Genomic DNA, 24,631 nt, shown 5'->3' with positions numbered 1-24,631 from the left:
TTGGAAGTAAATAGCAAAAGAGTAAATCAACAAGTTCGAAACTTCGAACGTACGATACAGGAATATCAGTTCAAAGAACCTTTCTCTAGGTTCTTAACTCAATTCTACAAGAATAATAGGCAAATGGGTTCATCCGATAGAAGGATGAACTCTAGGCTCTGCTATAATTATTTTAGGTTAGGAAAAGGATTTTCTAACCTTTCTGTTTTAGATAGGCTTTGTATAGCTGAGTTTCTTTGTGAGCAAAACTCAGCGGTAGTGGCTGTTAATAAGCCAGATTGGATTGAGATATCAACCAAAGGCATAGAAGAAAAAATCAATTTTATTGAGGCAGAATTCGGCCAATTCTTGGATGATGTATTTCCATTTACTTCATTGCTTTCACCGAACATCGAGAAGAGAAGTTTTATAATATCTCACTTTATTCAGCCAAACCTTTATATCAGAGTGCAAAAAGGAATGGAAGGCAAAGTCAAGAAAACATTGGAGAAGAATGAAATCGCATTCGAGGAGCTATCTTCACAAACCGTTGCCTTGCCAAATGGTACCAATCTGCAACAATTGAAATCATTGGATGGTGATTACGAAGTTCAGGATTGGGCATCACAACAAAGCTTGAATGAAGTTTCTGTACCCCCAAAAAGCTCTTGGTGGGACTGCTGTGCTGCGTCGGGAGGTAAATCCCTACTATTGTTGGACAAGGAATCAAATATCAAATTATTGGTTTCAGATGTCCGTCTAAGTATCCTTAGGAACCTTGATGAACGTTTTGAAAAAGCTGACGTTAAGACTTATTATCGAAAAAAGATATTGGACTTAAGCAAACCTGTTGATCATATCATGGGAGAAGAGCGCTTTGATGGTATTATCGTCGATGCTCCGTGTACAGGATCAGGAACTTGGGGAAGAACTCCAGAGATGCTTCAAAAGTTCAAAACTAGTGAAATCGAAAATTTCTCCACGCTACAAAAACAGATTGTGAAAAATGTTGTCCCTTACTTAAAATCAGGGAAAACACTGGTTTATATAACCTGTTCAGTATTTGCTGCTGAGAATGAAGAAATAACCCAATACATAACAGACCACCTCGGATTAGAATTGGAAAATCAACAAGCCATAATAGGCTATGACAAGAAAGCAGATTCGATGTTTGTCGCTCGTTTTAAAAAACCTTAGTCACAATTTAAAGGTATTACAAGGACAGGGCAAGTTGCCTTACGGATTAGCGCTTCAGAAACCGAACCTGATAAAAAATGGTCAAAGCCAGTACGGCCATTATTGCCCATGATAATAAGGTCTGCAGTCCATTCTTTGGCAACTTGTAAAATCTCATCCCTTACGTCACCAACACGGTTGAATGTGAATGTTTCAGAAGCATTTTGGAATTCTGTAGCTAGATTGTTCAAGAAATCCTGGGATGCTTGTTGTTGTATTTCAGAAACCTCAGGAACAATAATAGGTTGCTGGCCTAATAATGGATCAACTCCGTATGAAGTAGGTGAGGTTGGAGGCACTACGGTAACCAAAGCAAGTGCAGGATGTATTTCGTCTACAATTTCTCGAGCATAATCGATTGCCCTACGGGAACATGGCGTTTCATCGATCGCTAATAGTATTCGATTGAACTTTTTAGTTGTCATGATATTTAGATTATAATGTATATCTAATATATAAAAAACGTTTAAATTAGCTTAATTGTTTTAACAAACAACATAATTATGGCATTAGGAATTTGTGTTTTAAGTTCGATTTCCGTTTTGGAAACTCCGAAATTTTCCTCAAATAGAGTATATGAACTTTTATTTGGTGAGGCTTTTACAATTATCGAACAACAGAAATCTTGGACACGTATTCAAATCATGGATACAGAAATCCAAGGTTGGATCATGGAAGGTCAATATGAAATGGTAGAAGAAGTTATACCAACAGATTTTATCATTGATGAAGTCGGTGGATATGCAGTAGCAGGAGAGAATAAAACAATGCAAATATTTCATGGAAGCCCAATTCCTGAAAACAAAAGTATAGTAACAGCTTCTGACAATTATAAAATCTTATCAGACCTCCGTGATACCCAAGAAGGTTATGATGAAGAAAGAGATAGAGAGCAATTGGAAAACTTTGTAGCATCCTACCTTAATACTCCATATCTATATAAAGGGAGAACAATTCATGGATTAGACAGTATAGGCCTCTGCGGTTTGTTTTACAGACATTTTGGCCTTGAATTACCCAAGGACCTAGAGTCAATCCTCCAAATCGGAACCCAATAGACTTTATCTCAGAAATAAGGGGTGGCGATTTAGCATTTTTCGTAAACGAACAAGGAGAAGTGGACCACCTTGGTATTATCATCTCCGACGAAGAGATCCTACACGTCGTAGAAAAAGTCAGAATCGACTCCATCGACAACGAAGGAATCTATAACCATGACCTACAACAAACGACTCATCGGTTGAGGATTGTGAAGAGGGTACTTTAGGAGAGACATAAGACAATAGACATAAGACATTAGAATTGGTATAGTTTGAACAATGGAAGTATTTGTTGTTTAAATTTCTTTCAGAAAGTTCTAGTGTCTTATGTCTTATGTCTCCCATAAAAAAAGCGGCCTTTTCAAGCCGCTTTATTTATGAATTACACATTGAACCTGAAGTGCATAATGTCCCCATCTTCAACGATATATGTTTTTCCTTCTACGGATAATTTTCCGGCTTCTTTAACGGCTGCTTCTGAACCGTACTGAACGAAGTCATTATATTTAATTACTTCGGCACGGATAAATCCTTTTTCGAAATCGGTATGGATTACGCCGGCTGCTTGAGGTGCCGTAAATCCTTTTTCGATTGTCCAAGCACGAACCTCTTGAACACCTGCCGTAAAGTAAGTTGCTAAGTCTAACAAGGAGTAAGCTGCGCGGATTAATTTGTGAACACCAGATTCATCAAGACCTAAATCTTCCAAGAACATTTTGCGCTCTTCATAATCTTCTAATTGAGCAATTTCAGATTCGATCTGAGCGGAGATTATCAATACCTCTGCATTTTCGTCCTTTACCGCTTCCTTAACCTTTTCTACATAAGCATTTCCTGTATTCACAGAACCTTCATCTACGTTACAAACGTAAAGAACAGGTTTAACTGTTAATAAAGTAAGGTCATCGATAAATTCAAAATCTTCTTCAGAGATAGGTGCTGTACGTGCAGACTTGCCTGATTCCAAGTGGTTTTTAACGACAGTAAGCACATCAAATGTTTTCTTTGCATCCTTATCGCCACCAGTTTTGGCCATTTTCTCAACTTTCTGAATACGCTTAACTACAGTGTCTAAGTCTTTCAGTTGAAGTTCAGTATCAATGATTTCTTTATCACGGATAGGGTCAACAGAACCATCAACGTGAATCACATTGCCGTCATCAAAACATCTTAGTACATGGATGATAGCATTTGTAGTACGGATGTTACCCAAAAACTGATTTCCAAGACCTTCACCTTTAGAAGCACCTTTTACTAATCCAGCGATATCTACGATTTCGATGGTGTTAGGAACGATACGTTGAGGATTTACAAGCTCCGCTAACTTATTAAGGCGAGCATCAGGTACAGTAATAACACCAACATTGGGTTCAATTGTACAGAATGGAAAGTTCGCTGCTTGTGCTTTAGCGTTTGATAAACAGTTAAATAAGGTTGATTTACCTACGTTTGGTAGGCCTACGATACCACATTGTAATGCCATGTTGCGATTTTGTTAAAATTGCGACAAAGATAACAAAATACGACTACAAAACCGAGACTGATAAACAGTATTTTTTAAGCAGATAACCTCAGTAGCTTTTCTAAAAAAATGACAAAAAGATGAAAAATAACATACTGATTTTGAGTGATGTAGATGAAATTTTACAAATTTTAACATTTTCTCGTTAATCCTTAACTTAAAAATGGATGTCAGAACAATAAAAATAAACGGACGTTTGGGTCCTAAAAATATAAGGAGGTTTTTTATGAAAAAGTTATTTTACGCAGCATTATTCTTGGGAGGTTTATTCTTTGTTAAACCTGCAGAGGCACAAGTAAACGTAAGTTTTAATATCGGTTTACAGCCTTCATGGGGTCCAGTAGGATATGACTACGCCAGATATTATTACATGCCTGAATTTGATATGTATTATGATATTTCTAGCAGGCATTATACCTATTACGATGGACGCAGATGGATTTCGCATAGTTCAATACCAAGAAGATATAGAGGACGTGACTTTCATAGAACTTACAAAGTAGTGATTAATGAGTCTAGACCTTGGAGAAATCACCGCCATTATTATGACCGTTATCATGGATACTCCAGAAACTATTCTCAAGTAGCAATCAGGGACGGAGGACGCGATTATCGAAGAGCTGACAAGCACTACCGCAAAATGGAAAAGAAGCATTATAAACAACATCGCAAGATGGAAAAACGCTGGAATAAAGGTAGACATCACAGAGATTAGCATTATAATATAGGGATAAATTAGAGGGGACTTCAAAAAAGAAGTCCCTTTCTTTATTCGACAAATTATAGTACTTTTGTGAAAATTTTAATACATCCTTTTTGGCTATGTTGAAAAAGTCGTTTGTCGCTGTTTTAGCAGTGATTTCTGCCCTAACTACGGTTTTATCATGTAATTCTATTGTTGGCTCAACAACTAGTAATCTTACCGATTCTTTAGAAAATTCTCTTACTGAAGGAAATACCAAAGGAAAGCAAGATACCGTGAAATTAATGGACATTTTAGACTCTTTGAACAGAGGTAAAATAGTTTTCCCAGCACTTGATTCAATCAATAAAATTGATCCAAAAGTAGCAAAACGACAATTCAGAGATTCTATTTATAGAGAATTAAACAAAAAAGACAAACATATCTATCTGACTTTCGATGATGGACCATTGATCGGAAGTTCAGCAATTGATTCTATTATCACCTCTAAAGACATCAAGATTAGTACATTTCTGGTTGGTAAACATGCTGGAATGAGCAAAAGATTAAAACGTGATTTTGATCGTTATATGAACAATCCATTGGTCGAATGTTATAACCATAGTTTTACACATGCTGCCAATAAATTCCATGCCTTTTATAGCAATCCAGAAATCGCAGTTTCTGATTTTGAGAAATGTGAAACCTCATTGGGGCTAAAAACATAAAATCGTGAGAATGCCAGGAAGAAATATTTGGCTTTTTGATGATGTTCGCAGAGTAAGATTTAACCTCAGGAGCACAAACAGCAGATTTATTGGGAGTGAATGGCTATAAGATTTACGGATGGGACGTAGAATGGAAGATCAACGGACTTAGCGGAAAACCAGTTCAGTCAGTTGAAGAAGTTTATCGGAGAATAAATAATATGCTCGGTAATAAATCAACATTGAAACCAAATAATATCGTGCTTTTGATGCATGATGATATGTTCCAAAATAAAAAAGGACAACAATTGTTGAGTAATTTGATTGACAGCCTAAAACAACATAAAGATTATAAATTTGATTTTATTGCAAATTATCCAATAAAATATTAGTGAAGGTGGGTTAGGCTTAAACTTTTTGTACATAAAGGAGTTTAACATTTATGACCATTTCTCAATTATTTAAAAAAGTACTACCATTTACCAAACCGTATAAAAACTTAATTTTCTATACGCTAATCTTAACAGTAATAGGGTCATTTGCAGCTCAAGTAAATGCCTTTATACTTAAATATACCGTAGATACCATCAGCGATCTACTGGTCAATAAAACCCACTCCGAACGGGATTATATCTTCTCGGAATTATATCAGCCATCTTGTTGGGAAAGGAAATTATATATTCCATTGTCCAGTTCGGACAGAAATACTACGGTGAGAAATTAAGGATTATGATTGCCAGGGATTTTTCCCAAGCTATTGTAGACCGAATTCTGACCTATAAAATGGCATTCTACACCTCCAGTGTCAATGAATCCGGAAAACTTCAAACGCGTATTGACGCTGGTATCAGTTCCCTTACACGATTAGTGCAGAACTTCTTTATAGATATTCTCCCATTATTTGCCAATGCAATCGTGGCTCTAGTCTGTATGTTTCTGGCCAACTTCTATGTAGGGCTTGTAGGTTTGTTTATAATTCCAATATATTTCTATGTTTCTCAATTGCAAGCAAAGCGATTGTCAGGGTTTCGAAGAAATATGCGCCAATATAGAGAGAACAAAAGTAACCAATTAATCAACCTGATTGATTCAATTACGGTGATCAAATCCTTTGTAAGAGAAGAAACAGAAGCTGAAAAACATAAGGACATCCAATTTGAGATGACCGAGAATCAAATGGCTACTCGCAAGACATCCTTTATTTTTGAAAGCATCAAAGGATTTATAGAGCAAATTGGAGTCGTTATAGTGATCATCCTGACTGCTTATTTTGTTTTGAATGAGCAGATGTCCATAGGAGCGATTATGTTCCACATTATGTTGTTCAATAACGTGTCAGCTCCAATTAGGCAGTTGCACCGTATATATGATGAGGTAAATGATGCCTTGATCTATTCAGAGAGCTTTTTTGGAATTTTGGAAGATGAAGGCCAAAAAGAGCCTTCAGGAAATTATAGACCCGATAAAATAAATGGCCTAATTGAGATTAAGAATGTTGATTTCAGCTATCCGAATGGTCACCAAGCATTAACTGATGTGAGCATGCGAATATGCCCTAACCAAAATACAGCTTTGGTAGGCTTATCAGGGGCGGGAAAAAGTACCATCATAAATCTATTGGATAAATTCTATGAACCTACCACTGGTGCCATTTATTTGGATGGGGTAGACCTTAGAGAATATGATACTGAGTTCTTGAGAGAAAATATAGGTTTGGTGTTGCAGAAGAACCATATTTTTAAAGGTTCCATTGCAGATAATATCCGTTATGGAAAAACTGATGCTACATTGGATGAAGTGATGGATGCAGCAAAAAAAGCATCTATACATGAACAGGTTCTAGATTTGCCAAATGGATATGATTCTGAAGCGCATTTATTATCCGGTGGACAGCAACAGCGTATTGCGATAGCGAGAATGTTCCTGAAAAACCCACCCATTATTTTCTTGGACGAACCTACTGCAAACTTAGATGCAATAGCTACCGAACAAATTAAAAATAGCCTGGATGCTATAAAAGTTGGCAGAACAGTTATTATTGTTTCTCACAGTATTTCTCAGATAATCGATTCAGAACATATCATAGTAATGGAAAAAGGTAGGGTAGTGGAAGACGGTACTCATGAGGAACTATTTGATATGCATGGGGCTTATTACAAGATCTTTAGTGCAATGGCAAACAGCTTGAATATTCATAAGATTACGGAATCCATGCGAGAAGATTAAATTCTTGATATTTTAGGCGTGTTTTTTGTTAATGGAAAATTAAGATTCTAATATTAGAGAATATTAATTTATGCTATACCCAATTCTAAGGTCATTTGTTAAACTAGGCCTAAACTGGTATGTTTCGGACTGGCAGTTGAAAAATCTGCAATATGCAGACCATAATAATCCGGCTGTGATTGTTTCAAATCATCCTAATTCATTTTTTGACGCACTGATCATTACTGTGCATCAACCATCTGAAATATGTTTTTTAACTAGGGGAGATATTTTTGAAAAACCTTGGGCAAATTGGGCATTGCGAACATTCTTTATGTTGCCAATTTATAAGAAAAATGATGGCGAAGATGCTGAGATCAGGAATGCATTCACTTATGACGAATGTGTCCGACAGTTGAAGATGGGACGCAAATTGTTGATTTTCCCTGAAGGAGTTTCAAGAAATCATATCGATTTAAAACCTTTTATGACAACAGGGTTGAACTCTATTATCCAACGAGCAGTACAGATGGATGTACCTATTCAGGTACAACCCTATATTTTGAGCTATAATTCATTTGATTTTAACCCCAAGGCTGTGTACTTAGAAGCTTTGGAGCCTATTGACTCCACAGATTATTTAAATAATTCTGAAGTTATGACCAATGAGATTATTAAAAAGGTTAGAGGGGAAATGGATAACCATATGCTCAATAGCTTTGTTGGAGAAACAGAAGGCATCCGAAAAAGTAGAGAGTGGATGAAATTCCCAGCAATAGCTGGTAAATATACACATAACTGGTACTATCAGTTAGTCAAAAAACAGGTATTGAAAAAAACAGAAAATACGATCTTTTATGATTCTCTATTATTTGCTGTTCTTCTATTTACTTATCCTGTTATTATCTTTTTATTGAGTGTAATTATAGGCAGTATCACGGGGTTTTGGTGGGGATTTTTGATATTTATCCTCTTGCCATTCTTGTCATATTGTTGGGTACAGTACCAGCCTGTTAGGGTTGGTGGAGAAAATTTAGATGATCGTGTCAATAAGTTGAATCCTTAAATTTATTCTGCTGCTTTTTACCTGAGATTTTATAATATAATTTTTTACCATATTTAATTGCGAAATACAGCATGATCAGGACCAAGATCCCTGCAAGCACCGGAATAAATATGGCGAATATACTCATGATGGTAGACCCAATGGTTTCTACAGTTGACAGGACAGGATTACCTACTCCTGCAGTCGTTGTGGAGGATGCAGCTCTGGTGCCGGCAAGCACTGAGCTTATAGTGGCAGCTGTGCCTCCGCCGGCAATTATTGCCAAGGACCATTGTATCCAGTTGTTTACCTCTGTAAATTGAGAAGCAAAGAGCATGGATCCAGCAATAGTAGCAAGTGGAACAGTGATACTGTCTAGAATATTGTCAACAAAGGGGATATAGTAGGCAATGATTTCTGTCAAGGTAGCAATTCCAGTAGCTATTACCGCAGGTAAGCTCCCAATCCAAGCATAATCTGCATCCAAAGGAATAATCTTGAGATAAGTGCCTAGACTCAAAAAGAAAATAGGCAAAAATACACGAAACCCTGTGGCTGCAGCAAGGCCAATGCCTATGAACAACGAAACTAAGTATGGTAGTGAATCGGTCATCTCTTGGTTTTATGAATTTTACAACAAAATTCTAGCCAATAAATTAACCTTCCAGATTCATGATTTCTTCAGCCAATGATTCCCAATCTTGTTGCAATGTTTCTAGCTTTGCTTTTTCAGAATTGTAATTCCGAGTGTATTCCTGTAATTTGACAGCATCAGAATAAATGTCTTCTTGTGCTAGTTCAGTTTCCAGACGTTTAACCAAAACCTCTTGCTCTTCGATTTTCTCTTCCAATAGACTTAACTCTTTATTCTTTTTTTGAATAATCCTTTTTACGTCTTCGGTTGGAGCTGCTTTCTCCTTCTTTGGTTCCTCTTTCGGTTTCTTTTCCTGCTTGATTTCAGGTTTGATAACACGTTTTGAGTTCCATTCCTCATATTCTTGGTAGGATCCAGGGTATTCTTTTATTTCCTTGTTTTCAATAAACCAGATTTTATTGGCAATATTGTCCAGAAAATATCGGTCGTGGGATACGACAATAAATGATCCTTCATACTGTTGAAGAGCTTGAATTAAGATATTGACAGATGCCATATCCAAGTGATTGGTCGGCTCATCCAGTACCAAGAAATTGGCATCTGCAGTCAATGCTTTAGCAAGAGCAACCCTTGATTTTTCACCCCCAGACAAAACTTTGATCTTTTTGAAAACATCATCGCCAGTAAATAGGAAACTACCCAAAATAGAACGTAGTTCTGTTTCTGTATGTTTAGGAGCAAAGGCAACTAATTCTTGAAGAACAGAATTTTCTAAATGCAAAGCCTCTAATTGATGTTGGGCAAAGAACGTTTGTGAAACATTGTGTCCTTTCGTACTTTTTCCTTCAAATTCTTTGTCAGCATCAGCAACAATCCTTAGCAAAGTAGATTTACCTTTACCATTGGCACCGATTAATGCGATTTTATCTCCTTTTTCAATCAAACCATCCGTGTTTTCCAAAATTTCAACATTTGGATACGATTTGGAAATGTTTTCCAAGGTCACCACATGCCTGCCTGATGGTTTGGAGAATTTAAAGCTGAAGTTTACCTCAGGGTTATCATCATCCACTTCCTCCACTTTTTCCATTCTATCCAAAGCCTTGATTCGGGACTGAACCATTTTTGCTTTACTTGCTTTGGAACGGAATCTTTCGATTAGTTTCTCTTCTTGCTTGATCTTAGCCTGTTGGTTCTTAAATTGATTGCTCTGGATTTCACCACGCAGAGATTTTTCCTCTAGGTAAAAACTATAGTTACCTGCATAGAGCGTTAATTTTCCTTTTCTTGATTCAACAGTTTTATTGATAATACGGTCCAAGAAGTAACGGTCATGGGATACAATAACAATTGCACCTTCGAAACTTTGCAAATACGTTTCAAGCCATTTGATTGATGGTAAGTCCAAGTGGTTGGTAGGCTCATCCAGTAATAAGATATCAGGCGCTTGCAACAAGATTCTCGCCAACATAACACGCATTCTCCATCCTCCTGAGAAGGTAGCTAATGGTCTTTGTTGTTCTTCTTCTGAAAATCCCAATCCTGCAAGGATTTCATGAGCACGGAATTCTATACTGTAACCATCCAATGCCTCGAATTCTGTTTGCTTATCGCTCAGCTTATTCAAGATATCATCGGAATAATCAGTTTCCAGTTTTTTCAACAGATTTTCTATTTCTGTATGAAGCTGATTCTGACGTTCAAAAGCCTCCATGGCAACATGAAGAATGCTCTTCTCCGAATGATAAGAAAGTAAATCTTGATTTAAATAACCTAACTTAAGATCTTTGGCCATAGAGATTGTACCGCTGGTAGGTGAATACTCTCCGACGATAAGTTTCAATAAAGTTGATTTTCCGGTACCATTAGCACCGATTAGACCAACTTTATCACCTGGTTTAATATGCCAGTTGGCCTCATCGTATAAGGCCCTTGATCCAATTTCGAATGTTAAGTTATTTATAGATATCATTTCGGGTGCAAAAGTAATGAATATTTCTTCATCTTTGGCTACCTTTGCACTCATGTATAAGCTAGTTAAACCATTATTCTTCTCCATGAACCCTGAAGAAGCACATCACACGGTGACTTCTGGATTGAAATTCTTCAACAAAATTTGGGGCTCGAAAGCTTTGTTAAAATCATTGTATTGCGTTGATGACCCAAGGTTGGAAACTAAGGTTTTCGGCTTGACATTCAAGAACCCTGTCGGTCTTGCCGCTGGATTTGATAAAAATGCAGAATACATCGAGGATATGGCAAGACTTGGTTTTGGCTTTATAGAAATTGGAACCGTTACACCAAAACCGCAGCCCGGAAATGACAAACCCAGGATGTTCAGACTTGTGGATGACCATGCGCTGATCAATAGAATGGGATTCAATAATAAAGGTGCAGATGTAGCTGCCGCTAAACTGAAATTCCTAAAAGAAAAAAATGGAGTAATCATAGGCGGGAATATTGGTAAAAATAAAGTTACACCTAATGAAGAAGCAGTAAACGATTACATCTACTGCTTTAACTCGTTGTTTGATTATGTCGATTATTTTGTAGTGAATGTCAGTTCACCAAATACTCCAGGACTTCGTGAATTACAGGAAAAAGGACCGTTAATGCAGATTCTAAACACACTGCAGCAATTAAATCTTGAAAAAAGTAATCCAAAGCCCATATTGTTAAAAATTGCTCCTGATTTGACCTTCACACAGTTGGACGATATAGTAGAAATAGTTTTGGAAACAAAAATCGCAGGAGTGATTGCTACCAATACAACAATTGCTAGAGAAGGTCTGCAAAGCCATAGAAGTTTGGTTCAGGAACCAGGTGGGGTAAGTGGAAAGCCATTAACAAGAAGATCAACAGAGGTGATTAAATACCTTTCAGATAAATCAGAAAAAGCATTTCCAATCATAGGGGTAGGAGGAATACACTCTGCAGAGGATGCAATTGAAAAATTAAACGCAGGTGCAAGCCTTGTACAGGTATATACAGGATTTATATACCAAGGGCCTGGCCTCGTTGCCGATATTTGTAAAGGAATTCTGAAAGAGAAAAATAAATAAAAAAAGGAGGTTAAATTTTAACCTCCTTTTCACTAAATTATTGAGCTACTTTCTTAAGTATGTATTGATCTTTCAATGGGCCATCAATAGGATTTCCTTCTTGATCTAAAGAAAACAATTGATTTTCTCCCAACTTTCAGCTTCATGTTCACATCTTTTCCAACTAAATGTACTACACTGCCGTTGTTGTGCCACATGAATTTACCTGTATCTTCAACTTTGGTATCACTTTCTTGATAAACTCCTTTATAACTAAAGGTCCCGTCTGAATTTAAAGTCACAGTAGTTTCAATTCCCGGACAATCTGCACATGGAATTACGCCAGTGTAAGACCCAGCCCAGTCCAATGAGTTCTGAGAAGTATGCGTGGTATCTAAAACATTCGTATCGGTTGTTTCCATACTGCTAGAATCAGATTCTAATTGTTTTTTGGCATTTGATGTGCAGGAGCTAACCGTTATAATAGATGCTATGCCCGCTATTAACCATAGTTGTTTCATAAAGACTAATTTTATTTATCAAATTTATCCAAAAAATTAAGCCAATTGAAAAGATATAACTAAAAATTTTTACAATAATTTTTCCTATTAAAAAAAAATAAAGCCCCCAAATATTTATTTGAAAGGCTTAAATTAATTTTAAACCAATATTAGTATTGATCTATGAAAAATTTTAATAACTCAGTTGTTGTAACAATTTCCTTTATGTTCTCACCACTTCGTGTTTTTATAAGCAGCATCCCAGAACATAAACTCTAATTTACTAGCGGTTTTAAAGGCCGCTAGCATTAATTTTCTTTTTTCTTCCGTTGAATTTTCAGCCATATAATCCGTATATGCAATAGCGAGTTTTACACCCTCCGCAAATTCATCCCCGCTATAAGTATCTATCCAATTTTTATAAGGATTGTTAGATGAATTTTGAGTTTCCAAGATGTGGTCGCCTACTTCTTTATAAATCCAAAAACAAGGTAAAATTGCGGCTGTTGCCACTTCAATCGGGTCAAAAGCCACAGTGCTTTTGAGAAAATGAATATAATGATGGCAAATAGGTTCTATTGTTATTTCTTGATGTGCCTGAAGACCAAATTGTTCAAAATAAGCTTCATGCAATGCACTCTCAACAACTAAAGCATTTTTCCCAAAATCGAAAAAATCCAATGCCATTTTATTATCCATTGCTTTGGAACCTAAAGCAGCCAATGCTCTGCCATAATGTTCAAGATATTTAGCATCTTGAAGCATATAAAACTGAAATTTCTCCAATGGAAGTGTGCCATCTTTTAATTCTTGGATAAACGGCATTTCCAATATTTCTTGAAATAAGTGTTGGATGCTCTGCCAAGCATGATCAGTCCAATTCATATTTAATGAGTTTTATGGGGTTAAAAAAAATGATTTAAAGGTCCGTTGCCTTTGCCTAAAACGAGATCTTTACTGCCAAGTATAGCACTATTAACATACGATAATCCTTTTTCTGTTGCTTGAGTTAGGTTAAACCCTCTAGCTAAAAAAGAGGCAATTGCAGATGAAAGCGTACATCCTGAACCATGAGTGTTTTTGGTGTCAACTCGTTTAGATTCAAAATATTGCGCTGGTTTACCCTGTTGAATAAGGATACTCGTTAAAATATCACTGTCTAAATGGCCTCCTTTTAATAAAGCTGACTCACAACCCAGTCCAAGGATCTGCTCCGAAACTTCTTCCATAGCCTTGACGTCAGAAATCTCCTTTCCTACAAGCACGGAAACTTCATCCAAATTTGGAGTAATAATAGATGCAATTGGAAACAATAACTCTTTAATCGCCTGAATCGTTTCGTCCTTTATCAATCGATGACCACTTGTTGAAACCATCACTGGATCGAATACTATACTTCCTCTATAATCTTTAAGGTGGTTTGCAATAATCTCAACCAGTTCACTGCTATGGACCATTCCAATTTTAATGCTGTCAGGATAGATATCGTCAAAGAGGCAATCTAATTGTTCTTTGACTGCTTCTGTAGGTATTTCGAAAATGTTTCTTACTCCTTGAGTGTTTTGGACTGGCAAAGCAGTTAGTACATTCATAGCATAACACCCCAATGATGAAATTGTCTTTGTATCAGCTTGAATTCCTGCACCACCACTGCCATCAAACCCTGCAATACTTAATACTGTAGGTGTTTGATATTTTTTATCTTCTCTCATTTAATTTTTTCCTTTAATTCTTCTGCTGCTTTTCTAGGATCTGTGCTTGCACAGATGGCTGAAACAACAGCGATACTATTTGCCCCTGATTCAAATGCTTTTCCAGCATTTGAAATATTCATCCCTCCAATAGCGATCATTGGCTTAGAAACTGTTTTGGACAATTCTTCCAATCCATCCATGCCCCAAGTTGTCACTGTATTCGTCTTGGTAGGAGTTTTGAAAATTGGGCTTACCCCCAAATGATGCACGGCATGCATCTCCTCATCCTTTTAATTGTTCTGCAAATTCCAGGGACCAACCAATTTTAAGACGATCGCCATAGGTGGAGATAATATCAAGTGGTTGCGTATCTGATAAACCAACATGTATACCCAAGAACCAATTTCAGCAGCTATATCTGCTGCATCGTTGATAATCAAAGGCACAGCATACCTGTCTGTTATATTTTTTAGATCTATTGCTTTCTGCAAGTACTCTTTCCTTGAAATATCCTTTTCCCTAAGTTGGATAATATCAACTCCTCCTTGGATTGCCGCTTCAGCTACTTGTAGCCAAGGCAAATGTTTACAGTCAGACTCAGATATGACTAAATATAGTGGATAGGGAAAATCAGGATGGATTGGCATTTCTCTTGAGCTTAAGATTTTCAGAGATTTGTTCTTTACTGAGATTATACAGCGTATCGTATAAGTTCAATTGCAAGCTTCCGGGCCCTTTTGAAATGGAGGCTGCTAACTCACCGGCAAGGCTAGTTATTGCAACTCCAGCAATCGCTTCCTGAAATGGATTGTTGCCAAGTCCCAAGAATGCTGCAATGATAGCTGTCGATGTACATCCAAGTCCAGTCACTTTGGTCATCATCGCAGATCCATTGGCAATTTCGGCAACTTCACCTCCAGAAATTACATAATCTATTTCCCCAGAAATGCATATGATAGATCCATATTCTTTATTCAAAAACTTACCCGCTTCCAGTGCAGTTGAACTTTCTTCCGTACTATCAACTCCTTTTCCAGTAGACCCAAAATTTTGGAGCGCCATGATTTCAGAAGCATTGCCTCTTATTACTGTTGGCTTGAGGGCCAATAATTTTTTCAAGGTTTCATTTCTAAGAGAAGATATTCCAGCACCAACAGGATCCAATATCCATGGTTTCCCAATTTTATTGGCAAAAGTAGCAGCTAAAATCATGCTTTCTGCCCAAGGTTTACTCAAAGTTCCTATATTGATTACAAGGGAGTTGCAAAAGGTTAATACCTCTTCGATTTCTTCTTCAGCATGTACCATAATAGGCGATGCACCTAAAGCCAATAAAGCATTGGCGGTGTTGTTCATCACTACAAAGTTGGTGATGTTTTGTACGAGTGGTGTTGTGGATCGTACCTGAGTGAGCAAAGTATAAATGTCGTTTTCCATTAATATTATTTTAAATTACATTAATGGCTAAAAAGGGTAGGAAGGGGGCATAAAAAAATGCCAAGCGATCATTGCTTTTCCCTACGCCGGTTTTAACCGTATCAGGTTCAAAGGGACTCTCTCAATTCTTTTCAGAATACCCCTAAAGCCAAATCAAAGGTAGCCTAAACAATCTGCAAAGTCAAATTATAAAGGCTATCTCGAATTCTTATGAGTTTAATAATACTTTAATAAGAAGGATGGTGTCGCGGTCTTTTTGCTTTTCACTCTCACTGAGAATTTCCCATGGAATCAAGGAGGGATGCAATTTGAGGTCATCGTTCCTTTCTTCCCCAAAATCCCAACCGTTGATATAGCGATGTGCCATCCAACGGTTATGTTCGATTATGGCTAATTTTTCAACCTCATCATCTGTGAACATTATGTTTTGAAGTTCATGAACTGGCCAGTTTCTGCCAGTCATTAAAAACTTATAAGGTATATGATCTGCTTGTGCCCGATTGGCGTCTTTAGCATCTTCTGTCAAGGTATGCCAATCAGAAGTATATTTCGAAGATTCGGAACTTGCCCCAGAAAGTAATTTTCTGTAATCATCATGAATAGACTGGGCTAAACGATCTTGTTTTTCGCCAGTAATAAATTCTAAGTCACAAATATCTTCCATCTGACCAAAAAAACTTGATTCTGTCAATTTCATCAGAAGAACGGATTAACTTCCGAAGGCCCTTACCTTCTGCATTCAAAACATAAATAGGAAAGGAGACTTGTTGAGTTTTGTTCAATATCTCTAAAGCGGCATTCAGGTTTTGTTGATCTTGATCGAAACTGGTTATAAACAAAACATCCGCATCATTGTCCACCAATTTCTCCTGTTCTATCACATCATTGTATGATCCATCAAAATTTTTAAAGACAATTGGGAATATTTTCTGAGCTTTAGGAAATTGCTCTTGAAAATATTTTCTGTCTTTATCGGCTTTTTCAGAATAGATAGAAACTTGAAGGTCATTTGCAGTTGAAATATGGAATATTCTCATCACTTGAATCAGCATCGCTTTCGCAAAATCTCCATATCCCAAGAATACTATTTTTTTAATATCAGACAATTGGTTTCCACTTGATTGCAAATCAATTGGGATTTGAGCAAAGAACTGTCGTGCTAACATCTTTTGGATGTTGAAGAAATGTAGGTCGATATTGTTTTTCTGAAAATGAATGCCTGTATTCTTAACAAGGTCAATTAAACGAGGATTACTGATATGCAAATAAGCTTTTAGGTGATTTGTGCATTTAGATTCATCATAGATATCCTGTACAGACTCTATGATTTCGATAACAGTTTGTTCATTTTCCAAAAACGCAATTAGAGTTGATGCTCTCTTGATTCCAGCTTCGATGAGGGTATTTTCCTCCTCAGCATTTCCAATGATTACAATATGTCCTAGTTTTTTGACTGAATTTATATCGGCATGTTCAGTTTCTTTTTCAATTGCTACAGCTTTCTTATGGTGCTCCTCCTTCAGGTTTTTGAACAGCTGTCTACCTTTTTTGAAATCCCAACAGAGATGACATGATCTTTTTTAAATGATGCTTTTAACAAATTCAGTTGTTCAGAAAATACCTTTTGGATAATTTTGAAAGCACCAAAAATCAGGATACCAATAGTACATATCTTAGCAACAATTAGTTCCCAAGGAACATTATTGTCTTCCAAACCTGATGCGGTTGGGTCACTCCCAAAAACAATCTTTATGATTCTGTAAATCCTATCGGGTAAGTACCTCAAAGTGTTACTTTCCGGAAAAAACTTGGATAACCCAACCCACGAAATAATAATCAAAAAAAACTATGAATAATATCCCTAAAAGGCCTTTCTGTCGTCTTGTTAATTTCATCTTCATTATTTACTAAGATTCTGTTTAGCTTGCTTGAGAAGGTTTTCAACTTCAGTTTTTAATTCTTTGTTTTTGATTTTTAATAGCTGTTTGTCTGTAACTTCAACTAACCTTTGTCCTATTAATTTTGTATCTGGATTGCTGCTGAAATAATTCGCAACCATCGCTCGTGCCAATGGATGATAATCTTATGTTACTGCCAATAACTGCAAATTAGCGTCATTCTTGATCGGATAATTCTTCTTCAGTACATCTGTGATCTTTTCATTCGAGCTCGGCGAAACAGTACGTAAAAATGGATCTGCAAAATACCAAGTGTTATAGTCTCCGGTGCTGTCGGTATAATTTAAGATAGCTCCAGTCTCATTATCATATTTCTTGCCATATAATTTTTCCAAATCCCTTGCCAATTGATCTTTTGACATACTTACTTGCCCTGGCGTTTCCCATACATGGATTGCCATTCCATTTACCAAAGATTCCACAGTCATAATCTGTTTATCGCCTGGCATGATATAGATTCCATCAAATTTCTGATTGATAAACGGCATTGTCAATATATTCCCTGATTTTGCATCAACGACTTTTGCAGCAAAAGCAAATCTCTCACCATCATCCTGAACAAAAATCTTAGAATCATCATCCGAAAAGTGGAAATATTGCGTAAACCTACTGATCCGAATATTTTGGCCGAAGGATTTTTTGGTTTCCAAATTCCAAAGTCGCATGTGCGTTGCATCTTCAGATAAGGCCATTACATTCCCTTCGTTATTGAAAACTATAAATGGCGCAGCAATGGTCTTAACCTGAAATATTGGTTTATAATCTGTTGTTTTCAAAACTTTCGCATCTCCACTTTTGCTGATGATAACCAAGTATTCGCTGGTTGGGCTAAAAGCGCCACTGTTAATGGTTTCTTTTCCTTCAGCTAACACTTTCTTGGATGCAATATCCATGATGGACCAGCCATCAGGTTTCACCATCACCACGGTTTTGAAATCTGGACTTACGGTAAAGCCAGGAATATCTTGATCCATCGCAAAATTAAGGGTCTGTTTACCGGTAGCAATATCCCAAGCAGCAAAACTTTTATTGCTTGTCCTGGCCATTACTTCGGTTTCATCCTTATTGAAGATGTAAGTTTTTACTTGGGAATCGAAAGGCTTCCCAACAGGTTTTCCATTGCTGGCATCAAAGAAATAGGTTTTGCCACTTATTCCCTTGACCAATATCTTTTTACTTTTTTGAAGAACTAAAAAAAGTGCAATTTCTTCTGGAATCTTGATGAACTCATTGTTTTTTTGACCAGTCTTTAAATTCAACTTTGCCAAAGCAGGTTTGCCCTTATATCTTAAAAATGCTTCATCATTTGTGATTCCTGGATGGGCATGTGACAATCCTCCTTCTTCATAATATTGAGCTACCCTTAATGGGGTGGTGTTTTTATTTTCTATAAATGTTTGAGAATTATTACTTACCAAATATTGGGACCAATCAGGTGATGTTGCATCTTCGTCACTAGGATCCTTTTCCATCATTTTCATCAAGTCTGTCAAGAAGAAGATATTCCGCGGTAATTCTGTATTCTTTAATGTAGATCCATTATTGGTATTCACCTGTACAATCTGAGCTTCATCACCAATATATAAATTACCATTGTCAGTGAATCCCAAAAACTTGATGTAAAAAGGACCAGGTAAAAACCAATTGATACCATTGCTTTTATTAAAATAATATAAACCTTCAGAATTACGAAAAGCAATTTGATTGCCATCCTTGCTAAAGGCAGGAGGGTTTGAACCCAATTTGGTCGACTTTTTGAAAATTTCCTTTGGTATATCGGTAGCCAAATCATAGATAGTCAATTCATTACCTTCCTTCAAGCCACGACTGATATACAAAGTTTTTGATGTCTTGTCAAAATAAGCTGATGTAGGAACCAGTTGATCATTTTTGATTAATATTTGCTCTTGTTTAGTGTCTGTATTGAAAAATATAACATCTTTTGATTGTTTGTTGATGACTATGAATTTTGAATCTGGAGAAATAGCGGTAAGTGAAATAAAACTACTGTCGAGATTCGGACGGAGGATATCTTTTTTATCATTAGCCATATTATATCTGACGATCTCAAGATCTGAATTGACTACGTAAGCATTGTCTTTCTCGTCAAATTGGGGGAATCGAGGCTGGTTAGAAGAAATATCATCTCTTTGTATCAACTGTTTTCTGGTTGTTGCATCCCATACTTGCAATACATTGCTGTTGTCTCCAGCACTTGCAAATCCAACAATCCATTTTACCATTGGGCGAGAATCTAATGCCTCCAAAATTTACATTGGGCATTCTGATCAAATCTTCCTGTACCGCCAACATAGAATGTGCAAATAATGCTGCACTCTCATCACCTCGGCGTGTAGCTTCGGCAATATAAGCTGCACCGTCACCATACTCACTTTCCGTAAGCTTGTTTATTCCTGATGCATATAATGATTTCGCAAGATTTTTCAAGGCTGAATTTTCTCTGATTACATGCAAAGATGCCCGCCAATATTGCAATAACTCCTAATGCCCCAATTGCAGTTGCAATCCTTTTGATATTCCTGTTTTTCTGCTTTATTTTTTCTAATTGGTAGGCTTGGTCCCTTTTGGTTAATTCAGCCAATGGCACACCTAATATTCCAGAAATAATCTTTAACAATGCAAGGTCGAGTCTTTTTTTGTATTCATCGACCAATCCTTTTATTTGATGATTTGGTGTACCTTTATCATGCAAATATCTTCTGTACCCTTCTGCTGAGGTGAATCCTTCTTCTTGCGTATTTGGAATTCTGACATCTGCAGCCAATACCTCCTCGGGTTGATCATAAAGGATTTTGCCGGTCTCGTCAATGTTATACCTCAACTCATCTGGGAAACATTGGGCATCGGTATTTTCTTTCCCATATTCTGGTTCGCCTTTTATGATCAGAGCGATAATTTTTTGAGATTTTCCAGTTTGCTTAAAATATTTAAGTTCATCCCTGACATATGTTGATCTTGCTGATTTGGGAGAACTCAAATAAATAAGGAATTCAGAACGGTCTAAGGCTGATGTTAAGGAGCCACTAAGGCTAGAACTAGCTGATAATTCTTTTTCATCTTGAAAAACAGGATATATCTGCCTGGGTATTTCTTCACCGGCAGCATTCTTCTTTCCAATTAAATCCTCGGGGATTTCATAAGTTTCTAAAGCATGATGCAACCAATCTGCCCACTTTCTGCCTTCCCCTTGATTGTCACTATGGCTATAACTAATAAATGCTTTGTATTTTTTTGTTAGGTCCTGATCTTGATTTTCCATAAATACAATTTTTGGTTGAGTTGTCGATTTTCAATAGACAAAAACCAAACCCTTTTCTATTAATTTTAATAAAGAGTGATAAAAAACTGTTTAGTATTTAATTTGATTAAGAAAAAATCAATAATTTTTAATTGATGTTATAACATTGTTTTAACTATTGAAAAATTATGTAGTCATTTTCGAACATACAGTTGAACAATTTAGGAAGGATGTATTCTTATTGTCTTGAATGCTTTTTATTTAATCATGTTCCACTCTTGTTCCAGTCTTGTTCCACTCTCCGTCTTCTTTCGTTCGGACCTCGTTCGGACCTTGTTCGGATATTTTCCGAAGCAGCTCCGAACGAGGTCCGAACAAAGTCCGAACAAGAGACGAAGGAGAGTAGAAGAAGGTAGAAAGGAGAGAGAAAGGAGAATAGCAGAGGTCTTGCAGAATTGGTGGCCACGAAAGCCATGGTTGGTGTTCCTGGTCGCTATGGTTGGTGTCCTCACCAACCATCAATCGATGCCATGGTTGGTGTCCTCACCAACCATCTTCATCTGATCTAACTTTCACTAATGAATAATGCCATTTCATGGCAAGATGCAGTTACTTTTGAGGCGCAAAAGTAACCAAAACGCTTGCTCATTTAAGGTGGCTTGTCGCACAAGTCCAACGCACATGGACAAAAATGCCTTATTGCCGAGGATGCCGTTCTAATCAATTATCTCTTTTGAGGAGATAATTGCTTGAAAACATCCAAGGGCAAGGCCGACGCACAGAGGCCGCGGCATTTTTTCCATCTTTCCGCCACTGAAAATGAGCGGGATTCGGCTTCGAATAAACAATTAGGTTGTAAAACGTCAGGGTTGGTGTTCCTGGTCGCCATAGTTGGTGTTCCTGGTCGCCATGGTTGGTGTCTTCACCAACCATCGTTTTCGATAGTCTACGTAGAATTAGGTGACCTTGGATGTTTAGTGGCAGGTGGGGACACCTGCCACGGCGAGCAGGGACACCTGCCTCCGCTACCAGACACTACTGCCACGGAGAGCAGAATCTCCTGCCACGGAGAGCTTAAACTCCTGCCACGGCGAGCAGAGACACCTGCCTCCGCTACCAGACACTACTGCCACGGAGAGCAGAATCTCCTGCCACGGAGAGCTTAAACTCCTGCCACGGCGAGCAGGGACACCTACCACCGCTACCAGATACTCCTGCCACGGCGGTTAGGCACTAAAAACGAGAAAAGCTCGGGATTTCACCGAGCTTTTCTTTTTTATAAAACTATTATTTATGCAAGAACGAATTGTAAGTCAGCTTGAAACTTCACATCTTCACTTACCATTACTCCACCAGTTTCTAGCGCAGCATTCCAAGTCAATCCAAAATCATTACGATTGATTTTTCCTGTTACAGTGTAACCAGCTTTTTGGTTACCCCAAGGATCTTTACCAATACCACCGAATTCTACATCAAATGTTACCGGTTTCGTAACTTCTTTAATCGTTAAATCACCCGACAATTTGTATTCATCATCATCTGTTTTTTTGATTCCTGTAGACACAAATTTAATGTCTGGGAATTGGGTTACAGCGAAGAAATCTTCACTTTTCAAGTGCTGATCACGTTGGCTGTTTTTAGTGTTGATAGAATCAGTTTTGATTTCTACTGATACATGTTTTGCTGCATCTAAATCGTCAGAGCTGTTATCAACTACTACGTTGAAATTTTCAAAATGACCCTTAACGGTAGAGATCATCATGTGTTTTACTTTAAATTCAATTTCACTGTGTGCGGTGTCTAAGTTCCAAGTTGCCATAATATTTTTCTATTTAATTTTTCTATTTGTTTTTGTTCAACAAAGATGAGGTATAAAATGTTTAAACACATTGATGTATGTTAAGAAATAAAAAATTAATTTCCGATTTAACAGTATGTGAACAAATGCTATGTAAAATTAAATAATTGATAATGAATTACTCACGAAATTATGACGGTTAAAATCTGTTAAAGCTATTTGATATATTGAATCGCGTTGTATATTTGACGTCTAATGAGAACAATCATAACACTGACCCTATTTTTTATGTTCCTATTAATAAGGAGCGGTAATAGTCATGAGGTTGTTAATCATTCTGATAGACCCGCTATCAGCTTTATGGAAAATCATTCATCCATTTCTCAAAATGTTAAATCAAATGATTTTCAATTCCCGAAATTTACGAAAGCACATTCAAATGGTATTGGAGGTCATGGTGAACAGATAATTGTTTCACAAGACTCGGAGGATTTCCAATTATGGAAAGACTACCATCTGCCAGATGGCATTTTACGCATGTCTGATTGCTTTCACTTTTCTCCTTTATTTTTCAAAGAAATCAGGCAGGGCATGGTCGGAAATTATTCCTGACCTTCACCCAAATCCTATATTTATTTCTCAACGCTCGTTGAGAATTTAATATCAAAGATACTTCAATGGTCTTTGGCATTTTGCCGTGGATTTGAAGGTATCTTAAAAATCTGATTTATTAAGCCCCTACAATCTTCATTGACTATTGAATGTCCATATCCCTCATCTGGGTCTTTGGCCATTTTACATTCAAAAATTTAAAATCGTTTAAACAAAATGAAGAGAGTTTTTATGCTCATGAGTTCATTGGCTGTACTTTGCCAAGTGGCTTGCCATGAAAAAAAAGAAGAAAAGGAAGAAGATGTTAAATTTACGGCAACTTCTCCAGCAGAAATCGATACTAGCTTTACCAAAGAGTATGTATCACAGATCAAAATCCGTTAGAAACATTGAATTGCGAGCTTTGGAGAAGGGCTATCTGGAGCAGATCTTTGTCGATGAAGGGCAGACCGTTCGAAAAGGACAGTTGCTATTTCGTATTATGCCGAGGATGTACCAAGCAGAATTGAACAAGCAAATGGCTGAAGTCGACGTCGCTCAGATCGAAGTTCAAAATACCCAAAATCTTTCTGATAAAGACATTGTATCGCCCAACGAATTGGCGATGGCGAAAGCTAAGTTAGAACGCGCAAAAGCGGAAGCTGCCATTGCCAAGCTTCATCTGTCATTTACTGAAATTAGAGCTCCATTTGACGGAACTATTGATCGAATCCCATTAAAACTTGGAAGTTTGGTGGATGAAGGGGAGCTATTGACAAGCTTATCTGATAATAGCCAGATGTTTGCATATTTCAATGTTTCAGAACCGGAATATTTGGACTATCAGAAAAACATTGCTTCCCGCGGTGACAATCATGTTCAATTGCTTTTGGCCAACAATGAGCCTCTAGAACAAAAAGGTATTGTAGAAACAATTGAAGGTGAATTCGACTTAGAAACTGGAAATATTGCATTCCGCGCAAGATTTCCAAACCCCAATAAATTATTGAGAAACGGAGAGACCGGTAAAGTCTTGATGACCGTTCCGATGAAACATGCATTATTGATCCCACAAAAAGCTACTTATGAAGTACAGGACAAGAAATATGTCTATGTAGTTCAAAAAGACGGAAAAGTTGTCTCCCAACAAATTAAGATCGGAGCTTCATTTCCTGACCTATATGTAGTTGCTGGGGGTATTTCTCCAAATGACCGAATCCTGTTGGAGGGCTTACAGAAGGTAAAAGATGGCGAGAAAATCAAGTACGCCTATGTAGAGCCAAGGGAATCAATTTCCAATTTGAAGATCAGGACAGAATAAGTTTTTACGGATAATAGAATA

At 37.1% G+C, this 24,631-nt stretch carries 28 protein-coding genes, 1 pseudogene and 1 riboswitch; of the genes and pseudogenes, 13 read left to right on the top strand and 16 right to left on the bottom strand.

Annotation, left to right across the window (positions count from 1 at the left end; genetic code table 11):
* Positions 1 to 1,176, top strand: coding sequence for an RsmB/NOP family class I SAM-dependent RNA methyltransferase (locus tag FGL31_RS15290; protein WP_138092659.1), 1,176 nt, complete (start codon positions 1 to 3; stop codon positions 1,174 to 1,176).
* On the opposite strand, the gene FGL31_RS15285 is transcribed toward FGL31_RS15290, so the two are convergent.
* The gene (locus tag FGL31_RS15285; RefSeq protein WP_099371619.1) at positions 1,173 to 1,640 is read right to left on the bottom strand and encodes a universal stress protein; all 468 of its coding nucleotides are present in this window, start codon (positions 1,638 to 1,640) and stop codon (positions 1,173 to 1,175) included. The two genes, FGL31_RS15290 and FGL31_RS15285, sit on opposite strands and share 4 nt — an antisense overlap.
* 78 nt (positions 1,641 to 1,718) lie before the next feature.
* Between FGL31_RS15285 and FGL31_RS15280 the strand changes: the two genes are divergently transcribed.
* Together FGL31_RS15280 and FGL31_RS26015 are read left to right on the top strand one after the other, a co-directional pair.
* The gene (locus FGL31_RS15280; RefSeq protein ID WP_138092657.1) at positions 1,719 to 2,273 is read left to right on the top strand and encodes an NlpC/P60 family protein; all 555 of its coding nucleotides are present in this window, start codon (positions 1,719 to 1,721) and stop codon (positions 2,271 to 2,273) included.
* Positions 2,228 to 2,482, top strand: coding sequence for an NlpC/P60 family protein (locus FGL31_RS26015; RefSeq protein WP_138092655.1), 255 nt, complete (start codon positions 2,228 to 2,230; stop codon positions 2,480 to 2,482). Before FGL31_RS15280 ends, FGL31_RS26015 begins: the two co-directional genes overlap by 46 nt.
* Before the next feature lie 155 nt (positions 2,483 to 2,637).
* Here FGL31_RS26015 and ychF read toward each other — a convergent pair whose 3' ends face one another.
* Positions 2,638 to 3,738, bottom strand: a complete 1,101-nt coding sequence (gene ychF / locus FGL31_RS15270; RefSeq protein ID WP_138092653.1) for a redox-regulated ATPase YchF — start codon at positions 3,736 to 3,738, stop codon at positions 2,638 to 2,640.
* Between the two features lie 265 nt (positions 3,739 to 4,003).
* Here ychF and FGL31_RS15265 point away from each other — a divergent pair, with 265 nt between their 5' ends.
* The 6 genes from FGL31_RS15265 (at position 4,004) to FGL31_RS15250 (ending at position 8,437) form a co-directional block, all read left to right on the top strand.
* Positions 4,004 to 4,492: a hypothetical protein gene (locus FGL31_RS15265; RefSeq protein WP_099371616.1), complete on the top strand. Its 489-nt coding sequence runs from the start codon at positions 4,004 to 4,006 to the stop codon at positions 4,490 to 4,492.
* A gap of 107 nt (positions 4,493 to 4,599) precedes the next feature.
* Entirely contained in the window at positions 4,600 to 5,187 is a 588-nt protein-coding gene (locus tag FGL31_RS26010) for a polysaccharide deacetylase family protein (RefSeq protein ID WP_232046807.1), read from the top strand.
* Between the two features lie 95 nt (positions 5,188 to 5,282).
* Positions 5,283 to 5,558, top strand: a complete 276-nt coding sequence (locus tag FGL31_RS26005; RefSeq protein ID WP_232046806.1) for a polysaccharide deacetylase family protein — start codon at positions 5,283 to 5,285, stop codon at positions 5,556 to 5,558.
* A 50-nt stretch (positions 5,559 to 5,608) separates the two neighbouring features.
* Positions 5,609 to 5,890 (top strand): hypothetical protein, encoded by a 282-nt coding sequence (locus tag FGL31_RS26000; protein ID WP_232047204.1) that lies wholly within the window; start codon positions 5,609 to 5,611, stop codon positions 5,888 to 5,890.
* Positions 5,824 to 7,392: an ABC transporter ATP-binding protein gene (locus tag FGL31_RS15255; protein WP_317131028.1), complete on the top strand. Its 1,569-nt coding sequence runs from the start codon at positions 5,824 to 5,826 to the stop codon at positions 7,390 to 7,392. Before FGL31_RS26000 ends, FGL31_RS15255 begins: the two co-directional genes overlap by 67 nt.
* 70 nt (positions 7,393 to 7,462) lie before the next feature.
* Positions 7,463 to 8,437 carry a lysophospholipid acyltransferase family protein gene (locus tag FGL31_RS15250; RefSeq protein WP_138092651.1) on the top strand — a complete coding sequence of 325 codons (975 nt, stop codon included), beginning with the start codon at positions 7,463 to 7,465 and terminating at the stop codon, positions 8,435 to 8,437.
* Here FGL31_RS15250 and FGL31_RS15245 read toward each other — a convergent pair.
* Together FGL31_RS15245 and FGL31_RS15240 are read right to left on the bottom strand one after the other, a co-directional pair.
* Positions 8,418 to 9,029: a DUF4126 domain-containing protein gene (locus tag FGL31_RS15245; RefSeq protein ID WP_138092649.1), complete on the bottom strand. Its 612-nt coding sequence runs from the start codon at positions 9,027 to 9,029 to the stop codon at positions 8,418 to 8,420. The two genes, FGL31_RS15250 and FGL31_RS15245, sit on opposite strands and share 20 nt — an antisense overlap.
* A gap of 43 nt (positions 9,030 to 9,072) precedes the next feature.
* Positions 9,073 to 10,983, bottom strand: a complete 1,911-nt coding sequence (locus FGL31_RS15240; RefSeq protein ID WP_138094770.1) for an ABC-F family ATP-binding cassette domain-containing protein — start codon at positions 10,981 to 10,983, stop codon at positions 9,073 to 9,075.
* 52 nt (positions 10,984 to 11,035) lie between these two features.
* Here FGL31_RS15240 and FGL31_RS15235 point away from each other — a divergent pair, with 52 nt between their 5' ends.
* Entirely contained in the window at positions 11,036 to 12,073 is a 1,038-nt protein-coding gene (locus FGL31_RS15235; RefSeq protein WP_138092647.1) for a quinone-dependent dihydroorotate dehydrogenase, read from the top strand.
* Positions 12,074 to 12,156: 83 nt separating this feature from the next.
* On the opposite strand, the gene FGL31_RS15230 is transcribed toward FGL31_RS15235, so the two are convergent.
* From FGL31_RS15230 to FGL31_RS15180, 12 genes and pseudogenes are all read right to left on the bottom strand, one after another.
* Positions 12,157 to 12,573: a copper resistance protein NlpE gene (locus tag FGL31_RS15230; RefSeq protein WP_197734290.1), complete on the bottom strand. Its 417-nt coding sequence runs from the start codon at positions 12,571 to 12,573 to the stop codon at positions 12,157 to 12,159.
* Between the two features lie 210 nt (positions 12,574 to 12,783).
* Positions 12,784 to 13,437: a thiaminase II gene (tenA, locus tag FGL31_RS15225; RefSeq protein WP_138092645.1), complete on the bottom strand. Its 654-nt coding sequence runs from the start codon at positions 13,435 to 13,437 to the stop codon at positions 12,784 to 12,786.
* Positions 13,438 to 13,457: 20 nt separating this feature from the next.
* Positions 13,458 to 14,264: a bifunctional hydroxymethylpyrimidine kinase/phosphomethylpyrimidine kinase gene (gene thiD / locus FGL31_RS15220; protein WP_138092643.1), complete on the bottom strand. Its 807-nt coding sequence runs from the start codon at positions 14,262 to 14,264 to the stop codon at positions 13,458 to 13,460.
* Positions 14,261 to 14,893 (bottom strand): annotated as a pseudogene (locus FGL31_RS15215) (thiamine phosphate synthase). The gene thiD and the pseudogene FGL31_RS15215 overlap by 4 nt, the downstream one beginning before the upstream one ends.
* Positions 14,877 to 15,683 (bottom strand): hydroxyethylthiazole kinase, encoded by an 807-nt coding sequence (gene thiM / locus FGL31_RS15210; protein ID WP_138092641.1) that lies wholly within the window; start codon positions 15,681 to 15,683, stop codon positions 14,877 to 14,879. The pseudogene FGL31_RS15215 and the gene thiM overlap by 17 nt, the downstream one beginning before the upstream one ends.
* Positions 15,684 to 15,744: 61 nt before the next feature.
* Positions 15,745 to 15,837, bottom strand: a riboswitch (TPP riboswitch).
* Positions 15,838 to 15,891: 54 nt separating this feature from the next.
* The gene (locus FGL31_RS15205) at positions 15,892 to 16,347 is read right to left on the bottom strand and encodes a RyR domain-containing protein (protein WP_171017693.1); all 456 of its coding nucleotides are present in this window, start codon (positions 16,345 to 16,347) and stop codon (positions 15,892 to 15,894) included.
* Positions 16,331 to 17,173, bottom strand: coding sequence for an NAD-binding protein (locus FGL31_RS15200; protein WP_232047165.1), 843 nt, complete (start codon positions 17,171 to 17,173; stop codon positions 16,331 to 16,333). Before FGL31_RS15200 ends, FGL31_RS15205 begins: the two co-directional genes overlap by 17 nt.
* Positions 17,174 to 17,202: 29 nt before the next feature.
* Positions 17,203 to 17,469 carry a hypothetical protein gene (locus tag FGL31_RS15195; protein ID WP_138092635.1) on the bottom strand — a complete coding sequence of 89 codons (267 nt, stop codon included), beginning with the start codon at positions 17,467 to 17,469 and terminating at the stop codon, positions 17,203 to 17,205.
* Between the two features lie 114 nt (positions 17,470 to 17,583).
* Complete coding sequence (locus tag FGL31_RS22750; protein ID WP_171017692.1) at positions 17,584 to 17,754, bottom strand: hypothetical protein; 171 nt, start codon at positions 17,752 to 17,754, stop codon at positions 17,584 to 17,586.
* Between the two features lie 12 nt (positions 17,755 to 17,766).
* Positions 17,767 to 19,884 (bottom strand): WD40 repeat domain-containing protein, encoded by a 2,118-nt coding sequence (locus FGL31_RS15190; protein ID WP_138092633.1) that lies wholly within the window; start codon positions 19,882 to 19,884, stop codon positions 17,767 to 17,769.
* A 146-nt stretch (positions 19,885 to 20,030) separates the two neighbouring features.
* Positions 20,031 to 20,921: a toll/interleukin-1 receptor domain-containing protein gene (locus FGL31_RS15185; RefSeq protein WP_138092631.1), complete on the bottom strand. Its 891-nt coding sequence runs from the start codon at positions 20,919 to 20,921 to the stop codon at positions 20,031 to 20,033.
* Positions 20,922 to 22,191: 1,270 nt separating this feature from the next.
* Positions 22,192 to 22,719: a YceI family protein gene (locus FGL31_RS15180; protein ID WP_138092629.1), complete on the bottom strand. Its 528-nt coding sequence runs from the start codon at positions 22,717 to 22,719 to the stop codon at positions 22,192 to 22,194.
* 267 nt (positions 22,720 to 22,986) lie between these two features.
* Between FGL31_RS15180 and FGL31_RS15175 the strand changes: the two genes are divergently transcribed.
* From FGL31_RS15175 to FGL31_RS15170, 3 genes are all read left to right on the top strand, one after another.
* Positions 22,987 to 23,310 (top strand): hypothetical protein, encoded by a 324-nt coding sequence (locus tag FGL31_RS15175; protein ID WP_232046804.1) that lies wholly within the window; start codon positions 22,987 to 22,989, stop codon positions 23,308 to 23,310.
* Between the two features lie 216 nt (positions 23,311 to 23,526).
* Positions 23,527 to 23,694, top strand: a complete 168-nt coding sequence (locus FGL31_RS25995; RefSeq protein ID WP_232046803.1) for a hypothetical protein — start codon at positions 23,527 to 23,529, stop codon at positions 23,692 to 23,694.
* Positions 23,669 to 24,610: an efflux RND transporter periplasmic adaptor subunit gene (locus FGL31_RS15170; protein ID WP_232046802.1), complete on the top strand. Its 942-nt coding sequence runs from the start codon at positions 23,669 to 23,671 to the stop codon at positions 24,608 to 24,610. The genes FGL31_RS25995 and FGL31_RS15170 overlap by 26 nt, the downstream gene beginning before the upstream one ends.
* Positions 24,611 to 24,631: the final 21 nt, after the last annotated feature.

Origin of the sequence: Sphingobacterium daejeonense (genome assembly GCF_901472535.1) — a bacterium.
GTDB classification, from domain to species: Bacteria; Bacteroidota; Bacteroidia; order Sphingobacteriales; family Sphingobacteriaceae; genus Sphingobacterium; species Sphingobacterium daejeonense.
Note: the sequence above shows the minus strand (reverse complement) of the source record. Positions and strands in the feature narration are given on the sequence as shown.